Annotated in this window: 12 protein-coding genes and 1 pseudogene; 4 read left to right on the forward strand and 9 right to left on the reverse strand. The window is 72.5% G+C overall.

Annotated elements, in window-relative coordinates; genetic code table 11:
• Positions 1–11 precede the first annotated feature (11 nt).
• Positions 12–605, forward strand: coding sequence for a RidA family protein (locus NOSIN_RS05905; RefSeq protein ID WP_077689768.1), 594 nt, complete (start codon positions 12–14; stop codon positions 603–605).
• Here the strand turns inward: NOSIN_RS05905 and NOSIN_RS05910 are convergent.
• On the reverse strand, positions 490–1,491 hold the full coding sequence (locus tag NOSIN_RS05910; RefSeq protein WP_143832861.1) for a DMT family transporter: 1,002 nt from the start codon (positions 1,489–1,491) through the stop codon (positions 490–492). The two genes, NOSIN_RS05905 and NOSIN_RS05910, sit on opposite strands and share 116 nt — an antisense overlap.
• 102 nt (positions 1,492–1,593) lie before the next feature.
• Here NOSIN_RS05910 and NOSIN_RS05915 point away from each other — a divergent pair, with 102 nt between their 5' ends.
• Entirely contained in the window at positions 1,594–2,178 is a 585-nt protein-coding gene (locus NOSIN_RS05915; RefSeq protein WP_171986558.1) for a TetR/AcrR family transcriptional regulator, read from the forward strand.
• 87 nt (positions 2,179–2,265) lie between these two features.
• Here NOSIN_RS05915 and NOSIN_RS05920 read toward each other — a convergent pair whose 3' ends face one another.
• Positions 2,266–3,150 carry a sulfotransferase family protein gene (locus tag NOSIN_RS05920; protein ID WP_077689770.1) on the reverse strand — a complete coding sequence of 295 codons (885 nt, stop codon included), beginning with the start codon at positions 3,148–3,150 and terminating at the stop codon, positions 2,266–2,268.
• Positions 3,151–3,316: 166 nt separating this feature from the next.
• On the opposite strand from NOSIN_RS05920, the gene NOSIN_RS05925 reads away from it, so the two are divergent.
• Entirely contained in the window at positions 3,317–4,120 is an 804-nt protein-coding gene (locus NOSIN_RS05925) for an SIR2 family NAD-dependent protein deacylase (RefSeq protein ID WP_077689771.1), read from the forward strand.
• A 136-nt stretch (positions 4,121–4,256) separates the two neighbouring features.
• On the opposite strand, the gene NOSIN_RS05930 is transcribed toward NOSIN_RS05925, so the two are convergent.
• The 7 genes and pseudogenes from NOSIN_RS05930 to NOSIN_RS05955 all read right to left on the reverse strand — a co-directional run bounded on the left by NOSIN_RS05930 (position 4,257) and on the right by NOSIN_RS05955 (position 11,277).
• On the reverse strand, positions 4,257–7,487 hold the full coding sequence (locus NOSIN_RS05930; protein ID WP_077689772.1) for an NACHT domain-containing protein: 3,231 nt from the start codon (positions 7,485–7,487) through the stop codon (positions 4,257–4,259).
• Positions 7,488–7,614: 127 nt separating this feature from the next.
• Complete coding sequence (locus NOSIN_RS05935) at positions 7,615–8,286, reverse strand: uracil-DNA glycosylase (RefSeq protein WP_077689773.1); 672 nt, start codon at positions 8,284–8,286, stop codon at positions 7,615–7,617.
• A gap of 75 nt (positions 8,287–8,361) precedes the next feature.
• On the reverse strand, positions 8,362–8,586 hold the full coding sequence (locus NOSIN_RS27650) for a helix-turn-helix domain-containing protein (protein ID WP_236743456.1): 225 nt from the start codon (positions 8,584–8,586) through the stop codon (positions 8,362–8,364).
• 153 nt (positions 8,587–8,739) lie between these two features.
• Positions 8,740–8,877, reverse strand: a pseudogene (locus tag NOSIN_RS27655) (DUF2283 domain-containing protein); the annotation flags it as partial.
• Positions 8,878–8,882: 5 nt separating this feature from the next.
• Positions 8,883–9,116: a DUF4258 domain-containing protein gene (locus NOSIN_RS05945; RefSeq protein ID WP_227014536.1), complete on the reverse strand. Its 234-nt coding sequence runs from the start codon at positions 9,114–9,116 to the stop codon at positions 8,883–8,885.
• Positions 9,117–9,512, reverse strand: a complete 396-nt coding sequence (locus NOSIN_RS05950) for a hypothetical protein (RefSeq protein ID WP_077689775.1) — start codon at positions 9,510–9,512, stop codon at positions 9,117–9,119.
• Between the two features lie 94 nt (positions 9,513–9,606).
• Entirely contained in the window at positions 9,607–11,277 is a 1,671-nt protein-coding gene (locus tag NOSIN_RS05955; protein ID WP_077689776.1) for a serine/threonine-protein kinase, read from the reverse strand.
• A gap of 185 nt (positions 11,278–11,462) precedes the next feature.
• Here NOSIN_RS05955 and NOSIN_RS05960 point away from each other — a divergent pair, with 185 nt between their 5' ends.
• Positions 11,463–13,625 carry a protein kinase domain-containing protein gene (locus tag NOSIN_RS05960; protein WP_077689777.1) on the forward strand — a complete coding sequence of 721 codons (2,163 nt, stop codon included), beginning with the start codon at positions 11,463–11,465 and terminating at the stop codon, positions 13,623–13,625.
• Positions 13,626–13,634 lie beyond the last annotated feature (9 nt).

Genomic DNA, 13,634 nt, shown 5'->3' on the forward strand with positions numbered 1-13,634 from the left:
AGGGGCCGTCGATGGGACGGACACCGCACGAGATCGTCAATCCGCTGTCCCTGAACGAACCCGTGGGGTTCTCGCACGCGCTCGTGGTCAGCCCCGGGCGTGTCGTCCACGTCGGCGGGCAGTGCGCGCGCCGCTCCGACGGCACGGTGGTCGGCGCGGGCGTGGTGGAGCAGTTCGACCGTGCCCTCGCCAACATGGTGGAGGCGCTGCGCGCCGCGGGCGCCGACCCCGCCCACGTGGTGGACATGCGTGTCTTCACCACCGACATGCCGGCCTACCGGGCCGAGAGCGGGACCGTCGGCGCGGTCTACCGCCGTTACATGGGGCGCTTCTACCCGCCGATGACGGTGCTGGGCGTGACCGGTCTCCTGGACCCCGACGCCCTGGTGGAGGTGCTGTGCACCGCCGTGGTCCCGGAGGTGCCCGAGAGCGGGCCCATGCGCGCCGAGGAGACCTGGAAGCTGGTCGAGGAGGTGGAGGACACCCTGGTCAGTGATGCGCGGGACGAGGACGTCCCCGGCGCTCCCGACGCCCCTGGCGGTACGCCCGGGCGGGAGCGCTTCCATCCGTCCTCCCACCGTCGGGCCCCTCGGCGCTCTCCTTGACGCCTCCGGTGCTCACCAGCACCACGGCCACCGTGCACACCGCCATCCCCGCCAGGGCGCCCGGCCCCACGGGGTCGCCGAACATCAGCCAGGACCACACCAGCGTGGTGGGCGGGGTCAGGTACAGCAGGGCCGACACCCGGGTCACGCCCGTCCGGGCCAGGTTGGCCCAGTACAGGCCGTAGCCGCCCAGCGTCGACAGCACCACCACCCAGGCCACCGCCGCCCAGAACCCCGGCTCGGCGGGCGGGGCGAGTGTTCCGGTACCGGCGGCCAGTCCCGTGAACAGCACCGCGCTCACCGTGCACTGCACCGCCAGGGCCTCCACCAGTGAGCCTCCGGGCCGTACACGGCGCTCCAGCAGGGTCGCGGCCACCAGGGAGAGCATCGCCCCGAACGGGAGCAGGTACCCCCACCAGGGTGCGGCGCCCGGCCGCAGCAGGTCGGCGTACACCACCAGGCCGACACCGGCCAGTCCCGTGGCCAGTCCCGCCAACTGGCGCGGCCGCACCCGCTCGCCCAGCAGCGGGACCGCCAGCGCCGTCGCCACCAGCGGCTGGAGGGCGGCCACCAGCGCGCTCGTCCCCGCGGCCACGCCCACCTGCGCGGCCGCGACCACCCCGTACAGGAACCCGGCCTGGGACAGCAGCCCGAGTACGGCGTGCGCCGCCAGGTCCCGCCGCGGCATCCGGGCCCGCCGCCACAGGCACCACGCCGCCAGCAGCGCGGCCACGGCCATGAAGCGCCAGGCCAGCAGGGTCGTCGCGGGCGCGTACGCGGTACCGAGTTCGGCGCCGACGAAACCGGAACTCCACATCACCACCAGCCCCGCGGCGAGCAGGAGGGGCGGCAGGGAACGGAACGTGTGCGCTTTCCTGTGCTCCATGCCGTCAGGTAAACACACCGGTCGGTATACTCACAATGTAGTCACCGGCCGCGAAGCCGCGGAGCCGGACGGGAGAACCAGGGAGACAGGGGAGTGGACACCATGGCCGACACCGGGACCAGGCCGATGACCCCGGCCGCGCGCCGCGTCCTGGACGTGGCGACCGAGCTGTTCTACACGCGCGGGATCAACACCGTGGGCATGGAGCTGGTCGCCGAGCGGGCCGGGGTCACCAAGAAGACCATCTACGACCGCTTCGGCTCCAAACAGGAGCTCGTCGTGCAGTACCTGCGCGCCCGCGACGCCCGCTGGCGCGAGCACCTCCACGCCTACCTCGGGCGGGCCGACACGCCGCGCGCACGGGTGGCGGCCACCTTCGACGCCCTGGACGACTGGATGGGCGCGGAGAACCCGCGCGGCTGCGCCATGGTCAACGCCTACGCCGAGCTCTCCGACCCCGAGCACCCCGGCCGCGCGGTCGCCGAGGAGCAAAAGCGAGGGCTGCGCGACCTGTACGCCGACCTCGCCCAACGGGCCGGGGCGGGCGATCCGGCGGCTCTCGGCGACGCGCTGGCCATGCTGCACGAGGGAGCCGTCGTCGCCCGCAACGTCACCGGGGTGACGGACGCGGCACGCACGGCCCGTGCCGCCGCCGACGCGCTGATGACCGTCCACGGCGCGGCCTGAGGAGCTTCGTCAGGCGTGCTCGGGGCCGTGCCTCCTCCGGGCCGGGCCGGGGCCGACCCGGGCCGACCCGGCCAGGCCCGACCGTGTTCAGCGGTAGCCGAGCCGGGACAGCTCCACGCCCGCCACCTCGTGCACGTCCCCGTACTGCTCGCGGGACAGGCGCTCGCGCCAGGAGCCCACGCCCCACGACTCCTCGGTCAGCAGCTCCGAGGCCGAGACCCGGGCCCCGGTGAACTCCCGCAGCCGCTCGGCGGTGTCCACCTCCCCGCCGTGCACGTCCTCGTAGCGCAGGGTCAGCAACTGCCCGGCGCCGATACTGTTGCGCAGCAGCGCCGACATGCGGACCGCGCCCCGCCACCGCATCGCGCACTTGGCGGCCGTGGACCCCTCCGTGAACGCGGTCAGGTCCGACTCCTCCTCCAGCCCGAAGAAGTGGTTGGGGAACTCGTGGTCCAGCTTCATGAAGCTCGGCTTGAGCCAGCCCAGGGAGTGCTCGTCCTCCATCATGTCCGCGATGACGTCGCGGCCGTCCCGGATGACCTGTACGAACAGCGCGTCGGGGAAGGCCGCGTGCAGGGCGGTGGCGCTGAACAGCAGGTCGGGGCTGGCGTCGCCGTAGCGGTGCACGTCCGCGCTGTGCTCGCACGGCTCGGCGGAGACGTTGGCGGGCACGCGCGCCCGCGGCCCCGGGCACCGGGGGCAGGTCAGGGGGGTGAGCTGCCAGGCCTCGGCGTAGGCCTCACGCAGCAGGCTCGCCGTTCCCGCGGCCTTCTCCAGGGCGAGGGAGGGCCGCCTGGCCACGGCGTAGACCGCGTTGAGCACGCCCGACGAACCCGAGCCGATGTGGAACCCGGGAACACGTGACAGGGCACGGGAGATCCTGGCGACCCCCGAGTGGGGAGCGCCCAGCACGAACACCGGACGCTGGACCTTGGTCCCGTTGACCACGAGAATGTAGGACGGCTGCTTCATGATTGTGTTGATTTTTGCACCCTTTGCCCATCTCGTGTGCATCGGCCGGGGATTTCGCCTCTGCACCCCACACGCCTTCGAGACTACGGTGTGTCGGCGGGTGGAAGCACTCGTCCGGGGCCAAAGACGGGGAAAGCGGTCACCAAGTCGCTGTAAGAATGGGATTATGGCCTCGACCACCACCGACTCCGCCTCCTTCGTCGACCCCGAGGACTTCGAACGGGCCGCCGACCTGCTGGTCTCCGCCGAACGCGTCACGGTGCTCACCGGCGCGGGAGTGTCCACCGACTCCGGGATCCCCGACTACCGCGGCCCGCAGGGGGTGTGGACGACCGATCCGGGCGCGCAGGCCCTGTCGGACATCGACACCTACATGGGCGACGTGGACGTGCGCCGCGAGGTGTGGACGCAGCGCCGCGCCCACCGGATGTGGCGCGCCCGGCCCAACGCCGCGCACCGCGCCTTCGCCGAGCTGGAGGCCACGGGGCGGCTGCGGGCGCTGGTCACCCAGAACGTCGACGGCCTGCACCAGGTGGGCGGGGTCACCGGCGACAGGGTCGTCGAGGTGCACGGCACCCTGCTGCGGGTGGTGTGCATGGCCTGCGGGCTGCGCACGCCCAGCGAGAAGGTGCTGGCCCGCCTGGACGAGGAGTCCGACCCCCGGTGCGTGGAGTGCGGGGGCATCCAGAAGTCGGACACCATCTCCTTCGGCCAGCGGCTCGACGCGGACGTCGTCGAGGAGGCCACGCGGGCCGCCCGCGAGTGCGACGTGTTCCTGGCCGTGGGCACCTCGCTGACCGTGCACCCGGTGGCGGGGCTGTGCGACGTGGCCATGATGTCGGGCGCCAGCCTGGTCGTCGTCAACGCCGAGCCCACGCCCTACGACGACTTCGCCGCCGTGGTCCTGCGCGACCCCATCGGGAAGGCCGTCCCCGCCCTGGTGGAGCGCGTGCGCGCGGCGCAGGCCTGACGGGCCGGCCGGAAACGTCGCCGGTGTGGTGGGAGCCCCCTGAACCCCGGTGATCTTGCTCTTGGCGACACCGTCGGTGGCCGAGAGTGCCGCTGGGAGCAAGATCATCCGGCGAGGGCTCACGGCGCAGACGGTGCTAGCGGTCCCGGCCCGCGCTGCCGTAGGCGTTCATGGCCGGGTGGCCCTGCCGCTGGTCCTGCCGCTGGTAGGCCACGCGGTCGGCGGGCACGGACCGGATCGCCGGGGCGGGGCCGCGCAGGACGCGGAGCACGCGGTCCGTGAGTCCGTCTCCCGTCCCGAGGTCCTCCGGCAGGGAGCGCAGCACCGGCTCGACCCTCTCCGCGCTGAGCTGCTCGCCCTCCACCACGTCCTCCAGCCGGCCGAGGTAGGCCCTCACCAGCTCCTCCAACGCCGTGCGCATGCCCCCCAGCGAGGGATCGGAGCCGTACACACGGAGGTCCTCCGAGGCCTGTCTCAGTACGAGGAGTTCCAGGCGTCCCAGGAGTGACGTGGAGAGCAGCCTGCGGTAGCTGTCCAGGCGCCCCTCGGGATCGTGGTGCACGGGCTCCAGGCGCAGCCGCAGGACCTCGTGCGTCTCGGTCCACCCGGGTCTGTCGTCCCCGGTGTCCTGGTACCAGGTCGCCAGGTCGTCGGAGACGTGGCGCAGGTAGGGGAGCAGCCCCAGGGAGAAGCGCCCTGCGGTCCCGTTGACCCGCATGGCCAGTGAACGCAGCAGTCGGGAGGTGGTCGACTCGTACGGCACGGTGATCCCGTACGGGTCGGTCACGTCCGGGCGGGCGCCCGTGCTCGACCGGAGCTCGAACCCGATGCTCTCCCCGACGTCGACCGGCGAGCCGTCCTCACGCCCGATGACGGTGACCGGTCCGTTCTCGTCCCACCCGTTCAGGTGGCGGACACGGAGCGCGCCCATGATGCTGAACCACTCGGATCCGGACAGGGTGCGCCACAGAGCGGCCGTGCCCTGCAGGGCCTGGTCGGGCTCGGAGGCGTCGGGGAAGAGCTCGCTGACGTCGACCGGCTCCTCGCGCACCAGGCACAGCAGGATCACGAGGTTGCTGGTGTAGTTGGCCTCGCGGCGGGTCAGCGGCAGGCGCACGGGCTCGTAGTCGGTGTAGGAGCGGTTGGGAGCGGGGAAGGGCGCCTCCTGGAACAGCTCCACGAGCAGGTCCGCGTAGTCCGCGCGGGCTTCCGGCTCCTCGGCGAACCGGCGCTCCAGGAGTTCGGCGAGGAAGTCCACGACCTTCTCCCGGCCCGCGTAGCCGGCGAAGGAGGACAGGGCGTACAGCTCGCCGTCGTCGGGGCGCGCGTTCCTCCTGCGGCGCCGGGAGGCGCGTGAACGGGACTCGTCCAGTTCCTCCAGAGCGGCGATCACGACCCGTGCCACCAGGTACTCGCCGAAGGTGGCGTGCAGGAACTCGAACACGCTCGCCGTGCCGTCGCTCACCTGCGCCCGTGACTCGTGGACGAAGAAGAACCTGCCCAGGACCTGGTGGGCCGGGTCGATCCGGCCGTGCAGGTCCGCGTCCGGGGCGCGCACCGCCGCGTCGGGCATGAGGACCTCGAGGTCCTGCTCCAGCTCCTCGGCGCTCACGCTCTGCTTGCGCCGGGTGAACATCGCCAGGGCGGCGACCTCCAGGCGGCGCAGCTCGTCCTCGACCGCGTCCTCGAAGCCGCCCGTGCTCAGGGAGGAGTGGTGCTTGTCCACCTCGCGTTTGGCGAACATGGTCAGCAGGCGCTCGTACAGCTCGCCGTGGGAGAGGGTGTCCGAGGCCTGCCGCAGGGCGTTGCCCTCCGCGTCGTAGATGAGCAGCATCAGCAGGAGGAGGGGCTGCTCGGCCAGCTCGCGGTACCGCACGAGGACGTCGGTGGTGAGGGGCCCCGTGCCGGAGGCGGCGAACGCGTGGGAGTTGGCGCGGTTCCACACCTCCAGCATCCGGCCGATCTGTGCGTCGTCGAAGGGCTCCAGCCGCATCACCATGGAGCCGTCGGGGAAGCGGGCCCGGTCCGCCACCACCGTGCGGCTGGTGACGATCACCGCCGTCGGCTGGCCCAGCGCCTCCTGCTGGTGCTGGAACTCCTGGACCCGCTCCAGGTAGTCGGAGCGGTCCACCCCGGTCGCCTGGAGGAGTTCGTCGAAGCCGTCCAGGATGACGACGGGCAGCGCCCCGTCCGCCGACTCCGCGAGCTCGCGCCAGGACACCCGCGTGTGGAGCGTCGCGGCGAGTCCCTCCTCGATCTGCGCGTGGATGGGGGCGTTCGGCTGGACCGAGCGCAGCTCCACCCGGATCGGGAGGAAGTCGGCGACGGGCAGGTTGGCCGCCAGCATCTCGGTGAACTTGGACTTGCCCGCGCCGGGGTGGCCCAGGATGACCGTGGGGACCTCCGTGGCGAGCGGGTGGACGAGGTGGGCGGCGATGACCGGCTGGAGGTCGCCGACCACGGGCAGCCGCTCCCACCACCCCTCGGAGGAGGGGGTGCCGCTGTGCACCGCGTAGGCGGCGCGGCCGCGCGGCGGGATGTAGGCCTCCTCCAGCGGGGGCAGGGAGAGCCCGGCGGGGATGTCGTCCGAACGCAGCACGGGCTGGCGCAGGACCGCCCGGTACCCGGCGGACAGCTCCCGCCGCCGGACGTCCACCGCGCGACGGGAGCCGATCTCCTCCAGGTGCCGCCGCAGCTCCCCGAGCCCGGTTCCGACGACCTCGCGCGTGTACTCGTGCTCGGCCAGGTGCGCCCACATCCCGAACTCGGGGATGTCGGCGGAGAGCTGGCGGTAGGACTCCCGGTACCGGTTGGAGGCGTACTCGGGGACGAGGCTCCGCATGTTCCTGAGGAGGGGGTGGTCGTCCGAGGTGACTCCGTGCCGCTCGGCCACCGCGAGCCCGGTCAGGGCCGCCGCGAAGTCCCTGAACAGGAAGTCCGAGAAGAAGCGCGGGGCCCAGGCCGGGCCCAGGGACATGGCCGGGGCGGACACGGAGTGCGCGAGGACGCGGTCCATCAGGCCGGCCTGCTCCTCCCTGGTGAACTCCAGGTCGGCCAGGGTGAAGGGGGCCTCCAGCGCGGTCAGGGACTCCTCCACCGCCTCGAAGAACGCGACGACCACCAGGATCTGGTGCGCCGCCTCGATCTTCTCCGTCCGAGACATGCGGCTCTCACCGCTGATCTTGTCCCGGATCCCCTCGATGGCCCGGCGCCCCCCGCTCACCAGCGCTCCCCGTATCCCGAAGAGGTCCGGCACCCCCACCAGTCCCAGGCCGCCGTCGGCCAGCCTCTCGGCGAGGCCCGTCACCTCCGAGTCGCCTTGGCCGAGGATCTTCAGGGCGTCCGCGTAGGTGAGCCGTTTCGCCATCGGGGGGCCTCTCCGGTTTCGGGGGTGCGCACACGGGTCGGACCCGGCACCGGGGGAGGTGCCGAGTCCGCAGGTCAACGTGGTCCAGGAAGGTGTGGGGGCGTGCTCGTGGCCGGTGCGGGACCGGCTAGGGCAGCTCCCAGTTCACCAGCTCGGAGTTCTGCTCCTTCAGCAGCTCGTTGGCGCGGCTGAAGGGCTTGGAGCCGAAGAACCCGTTCTTGGCCGAGAGCGGACTCGGGTGCGCGGACTCCACGCACGGCACACCCGGCATCATGGGCCGCAGGTTGCGGGCGTCGCGCCCCCACAGGATCCCCACCAGCGGCTTGTCCCGGTCGGCGAGAGCGCGGATGGCCTGCTCGGTGACGGCCTCCCAGCCCTTGCCCCGGTGCGACCCGGCCTTGCCCGGCTCCACGGTCAGCACCCTGTTGAGCAGCAGCACGCCCTGGTGGGTCCACGGGGTCAGGTCGCCGTTGGAGGGCATGGGGACCCCCAGGTCGTCGACCATCTCCTTGTAGATGTTGCGCAGGCTCGCGGGCAGGCGCACGTCCGGGGCGACCGAGAAGCTCAGGCCCACCGCGTTGCCCGGGGTCGGGTAGGGGTCCTGGCCCACGATGAGCACGCGCACGTCGTCGAAGGGCTGCTGGAAGGCGCGCAGGACGTTCTCCCCGGCGGGCAGGTAGGTGCGGCCCTCCGCGACCTCCTGCCGGAGGAACTCGCCCATCGCGGCGATCTGCGGCGCGACCGGCTCCAGGGCCTCGGCCCAGCCGGCTTCCATGATTTCTTTCAGGTCCTTGGGCATGGCCAGAACACTAGCGCCACGGGGCGACATCCACGGCCGCTTCGGGCCTTCGGAGTGCCTCCCGGGCGCGTGGCCTCACCCGAGGACCCGGAGCCGGGCGTCCAGTTCGTCCGCGTAGTCGTGCACGGCGCGTTCGGGGACCCGGTAGGAGCGTCCCACACGGATGGCCGGGAGGACTCCCGAGTGCACCATCCGGTACACCGTCATCTTCGACACCCGCATGATCGAGGCGACCTCGGCGGCCGTCAGGAAGCGCACCTCTTCCGGAGGTTCCTTCGATCCATGTCGAAGCGGCGGGATGGTCGAGGGCACCTGGTCGTCGAGGCCCAGGATCTGGGCGGCGAACGCGTTCACCCAGGCGCGTGTGTCCACGTCCGGTGCTGTTCCGGCCTCTTCCAGGACACGCAGGACGGCCGTGGCGTCCAGAGGGCGCCCCAGGGTGAGCACCTCGACTCCCACCGGTCGGCCGTCGACGGAGTAGTCCACGATGAACGCACCGTGGTCGACGGTCTTCTCGACGGGGGCGTCGGTAAGCGTCAGGTAACCGGCGTCCGCTTCCTGGTCGATCGTCACTCTCCGAGGCGCTGCCATAGGGGTCACGATACTTCCACCACCGTCTTGATCACAGGGTCCTGCGTTCCCCAGGTCGTGTCCTTCACCGCGACATAGATCTTCCTGCCGTCGCCGGTGTGTCCGTACAACTTGTAGGAGTTGTTCTCGAAGTCGTGCTTCTCCTCCAGAGGGCGTCGCAGCGTCGCCAGAACGTCTTCTTCCGTGATGTGCCGTCGCCGCATCCTCTCGCGAAGGTGTGCGGTCAGACGGGGAGGCATCTACTCCGCCGCCTTCGACACGACGTCGATCACGCGCACGGCCCGGATCCGGCCCACCTGTGCGCTGACCGTCCACTCACCGGTCTCGTCGATCACCACGTGCAGGGCGCGGGCCCAGACGCCGGTGCGGTCGGACGGTGCCGTGTCGATCGTTCCGGTCATCGACAGCGCGACCACCCCGGAGGGACGGACGACCTCCAAGAGCACCTGGTGGGAATCCTCCGCCCCGGTGGACTCCAGTAGGGCAAGGGCCACACCGAGTTCCACACCGCAGGGCACACGTTCCACGGTGAGCACACGTAGTGCCGGATCACGGATCGAGAGGACGTCCCCGTCCGTGCCGATCTCTCGCCCGAGAAGGAAGACATGGTCAGGCGGGCTGTTGGTCTGTCCCATAGCGCCTGAGACTAGGCCGAGGCACGGGTCCGGCGCAGCAGAACGACAAGACCGTGTTCCGGAGTCGGGCGTCCAGTGCGTTCGCGCGTCCCCGCTATCCCCGGGCGCGGTCCTGCCACTGGCGCAGGTGGGCGCGGATGCGCTCCGCCTCGGCGCTCTGCGCGCCGTGCACCCGAGTGTGGTGGGCGAGCAGGGCGTGGTAGCGGCGCGCCGCCTCGGCGGGCCGGCCCGAGTGGCCCAGGTAGGCGGCCAGGTAGTGGCGGGCCCGCAGCGTGGACGGGTCGTCCTCACCCAGCACCCGGGTCAGGTCCGGTACCAGCTCCTCCAGCAGCTCCACCGCCCGCTCCGGACCGCCGGCCTCGCCGGCCTCGAAGGCCAGGTACAGCCGCGTGGTCAGTACGCGCTCGGCGTCCGGCCCGTGCAGGGCCACCAGGTCGGGCACCAGGTCACCGTGCACCCGCGCGGCCAGCGCGTGGTCGCCCGCCCGGCCCGCGTTCGTCGCCAGGTAGTGGCGCACGGCCAGCGCCTCGGGGTGCCGGGCGCCGTGGAGGCGTGCCAGGTCGGCCAGCAGCGCGTCCAGCCGCTCCACGGCCCGCCGGTGCTCTCCGCTCTTCCCGGTCAGGTAGGCCTCCCGGCGCCGGGCCCGCAGCGTGTCCGGGTGCTCGGGCCCGAACGTGGACCGCAGCCGGGGCAGCAGTCCGCGCAGCTCCCGTGCCGCGGCGGCGAACTGCCCGGCGTCGGCCGTGGCCCGGGCACCGTCCACCAGGGCCAGCAGCCGTCCGGGATCCTCCGGCCCGACCGTCTCCGGCCGGGTGGTGGCCACCCGGGTGTAGGGCCGCGTCGGCGGAACGGGGGCGGGGGTGCCGGTGCGCGGTTCGGACCGGGGACGCGAGGGCCGGATGGGACCGGAGGCCAGGAAGGGCGCCAGGCGGTCCCGCACCTCCTCGGCGGTCGCGGGCCGCTCCTGAGCGCGCTTGGCCAGCATCGACCCCACCAGCTCCGACAGCGGCTCCGGCACCTCCGGGCGCAGTTGCGCGGCCGGGCGCGGGGCCTCCACCAGGTGCCGGTGCAGTACCGCCAGGGAGTCCTGGGAGGCGAACGGCGGCTGCCCGGTCAGCAACTGGTACAGGATCGCGCCCAGCGAGTACAGGTCGCCCGCACGTTCGACCCGCTCGCCGCGCACCTGCTCGGGTGACATGTACAGGGGAGTGCCGATCACCTGGCCCGTCCGGGTGATACGGCGGCTCTGCGTGGCCGCCGTGAGCGCCGCGATCCCGAAGTCGAGCACCTTCACCGTGCCGCCCCCGGAGCCCTCCTCGACCACCATCAGGTTGCCCGGCTTGACGTCGCGGTGCACGATCCCCGCCGCGTGCGCCGCGCCGAGCCCGGACGCGGCCTGGGAGACCAGATCGGCGGCGCGCGGAACCGGCATCGGTCCGCTCTCGCGCAGCACGGCCGTCAGCGACCGTCCGGCCACCAGCTCCATCACCGCGTACACCGGTCCGGAACCGCCGTGGGCCCCGTCGTATCCGAAGTCGTGCAGGATCACCACGTTGGGGTGGCCCGCCAGACGGGCGGTGAGCCGCGCCTCGCGGCGGAAGCGGGCGGCCACCTCCTCCGAACCGGCACGGCCCGCCCTGATCAGCTTGACCGCGACGGACCGGTCCAGGAGCTCGTCCACCGCCTGCCAGACCTCGCCCATGCCGCCCCTGCCCAGCTGGGAGAGCAGACGGTAGCGGCCGCCCAGCACCCGTTCCTCGGCCACCGAAGCCCCTCACCGTCAGCGTCCGCGTTCGCGCCCGATCCCCGTGGCCACTGTCGGCCGTCGCGGTCGTACCGGGCGTAAGGGTACAGCCGTCCGCGTTAGTGTGGTCTTTCACCCCAGGACCGAAACCCCCGAGTTCTGGGCCTTGTATCCCCGACCCCCGTGTGGAAACGAGTATCAGAGCCGTGAGCCTGAATCTCTACGTAGGTCCGGACTCCCAACCGGACAAGTACCGTCTCGTCCGGTCCGTGGGGCGTGGTGGAGAGGCCACGCTCTACCTGGCCGAAGTGAGCCTGGCCGGACAGACCGAGCCGGTCGTGGTGAAGGTCCTCAACTCCGACGTGACCGCGAACGAGGAGCAGTTCGCCGAGCTGAGCGCGAAGTGGGGCGAGCAGGCCGAACTGCTGCGCTTCATCAACCGGCTCGGAGTGGTCGGCGTCCGCGAGCACTTCGAGGGGGTGCCCGAGCACCCGGCCGACGGCGCGGGGGAGTACACCGACCGCGCCCTGTACCTGGTCATGAACTACGTACAGGGCGTGGACCTGCGCGACTGGCGGGCCGAGCACGCCGTGGAGGGGCCGCGCGGCCAGCGCGAGGTGCTGCGCTACCTGGAGCAGATCGCGCTGGTGCTGGACATGCTGCACTCGGGCCGCGCCACCCCGTCCAAGCGGGTGGTGGTGCACGGCGACCTGTCGCCCGGCAACATCATGATCAGCGACGAGGGCCAGGCCACGCTGGTCGACTTCGGGCTCAGCCGGATCGCGGCCCGCCACATGACCGCCCGTCCCTGGTTCACGCCCGGCTACGCGGCTCCGGAGATCTTCAACGGCGAGTACTCGGCGGCGACCGACCGCTACGCCTTCGGCGCCATCGCCTTCTTCGCCCTGACCGGTGAGGACCCGCCGCCCGCGCCCGAGCAGCTGCGTGAGCGCTTCGGCGCGCTGCCGCTGGTGGCGGGTGCCGGTGAGCGCCAGCACGGGCTGGTCATGTCCATGTTCTCCGCCGAACCCGGGGAGCGCCCCGAGACCTCGGACTGGATCCGGGCGCTGCGCTCCCTGGCCACGTCGGTGCCGTGGACGGGACCCGTGTCCGAACCGGGCGGCTCCGTCCTCGCGGCGGCCGCGGCCGAGGGCTCCGAGCCCTCCGCGCCGCCGCCCGAGGGGGCCGCCGTGGAGGCCTCTTCCCCTCCACGGGGCGACCGGGTGTCCGGTCCGCCGCCGGAGAGCGCCCCGGTGCCGGATGCCCAGAGCATGTCCCCGCGCCCGGTAGGCGGAATGCGCGGCCGGCCGAGCCAGGCGGTGCCGCCGCCCACCAGCGGCCCCCGTGACGCGTCCCCGGCCGGGCCGCCGCCGGAGCAGGCCGGCCCCGGGCAGGCCGGCCCCGCCCAGGGCGGACCGCAGCCGGGCGGACCTGTCCAGGGCGGGCCCCGGCCGAGGCCGCAGGCCAGGCCTCCGCTTCGGGGAGCACCCCCGCGGGGCCCGGCGTCCCAACAGCCGCCGATGCCCGGCGCTCCGGCACCCGGCGCCGCCTACTCCGGTCCGGCTGGTCCGGGGCACTTCCAGCACGCCACCGGCCCGCGGCCCGGATGGAACGACCCCTCCCGGCCCAACGCCACCGGTGCCCTCCCGCACACGGCCGCGCAGGGCCCCGCGTCCGCGGAGGCCGAGAAGCCCAGGAAGCGTAGGTCGCGCAAGCCCGTGCTCATCGGGCTCTCGATCTTCGGGGTGCTGTGCGTCGTCGCGGGTGCGACGGGCACCTACGTGGTCATGGACCGCTTCGCGACCACCACCGTCGCCGCCGAGGACCCGGGCGGGGCCGACACCGACGCCGCCCCGGAGGCCGCCGAGGACCCCGTCCGGGACTCGGCCTCCGAGGAGGGGGAGCCCCCGGTGGGGGAGTCCGACGTGCCCGCCTCACCCGGGGGCACCGGAGCGGAGTCCACCCTGCTGACCCAGATGGAGATCGTGGACGGGGCCTCCACGGACTACTGGCGCCCCGAGACCGGACGCGCGGAACTCGACGGAGAGTCCTACAGCCGCGCCATCGTCTCCGGTTTCTGTGCCGAGCACAGTTCCGAGTGCACGGGCTGGATCGACTACAACCTCGGCCGTGACTGGACGACGTTCACCTCCACCATCGGTGTCGACGACACCTCCGACGCCGGGGCCACCACCACGTTCACCGTGCACGTGGACGGCGAGGCCAAGGTCACCGAGACGCTGCGCCTGGGCGAGATGATGGATATCGAGGTCGACGTCTCCGACGCCCTGCGCCTGCGCCTGGAAGTGGAGAGCGACGACAGGGGCATCTACCCGGTCTGGGCCGATCCCGTGCTCGGCAGGGGCTGAGACCGCAGG

This window comes from Nocardiopsis sinuspersici, from assembly GCF_001998325.1.
Lineage (GTDB): Bacteria > Actinomycetota > Actinomycetes > Streptosporangiales > Streptosporangiaceae > Nocardiopsis > Nocardiopsis sinuspersici.

Excerpts from the sequence above, each read along its gene's own strand:
- NOSIN_RS05905 (WP_077689768.1), top strand. The coding sequence starts at position 12 with ATGGGACGGACACCGCACGAGATCGTCAATCCGCTGTCCCTGAACGAA.
- NOSIN_RS05910 (WP_143832861.1), bottom strand. The coding sequence starts at position 1,491 with ATGGAGCACAGGAAAGCGCACACGTTCCGTTCCCTGCCGCCCCTCCTG.
- NOSIN_RS05915 (WP_171986558.1), top strand. The coding sequence starts at position 1,594 with ATGGCCGACACCGGGACCAGGCCGATGACCCCGGCCGCGCGCCGCGTC.
- NOSIN_RS05920 (WP_077689770.1), bottom strand. The coding sequence starts at position 3,150 with ATGAAGCAGCCGTCCTACATTCTCGTGGTCAACGGGACCAAGGTCCAG.
- NOSIN_RS05925 (WP_077689771.1), top strand. The coding sequence starts at position 3,317 with ATGGCCTCGACCACCACCGACTCCGCCTCCTTCGTCGACCCCGAGGAC.
- NOSIN_RS05930 (WP_077689772.1), bottom strand. The coding sequence starts at position 7,487 with ATGGCGAAACGGCTCACCTACGCGGACGCCCTGAAGATCCTCGGCCAA.
- NOSIN_RS05935 (WP_077689773.1), bottom strand. The coding sequence starts at position 8,286 with ATGCCCAAGGACCTGAAAGAAATCATGGAAGCCGGCTGGGCCGAGGCC.
- NOSIN_RS05945 (WP_227014536.1), bottom strand. The coding sequence starts at position 9,116 with ATGCCTCCCCGTCTGACCGCACACCTTCGCGAGAGGATGCGGCGACGG.
- NOSIN_RS05950 (WP_077689775.1), bottom strand. The coding sequence starts at position 9,512 with ATGGGACAGACCAACAGCCCGCCTGACCATGTCTTCCTTCTCGGGCGA.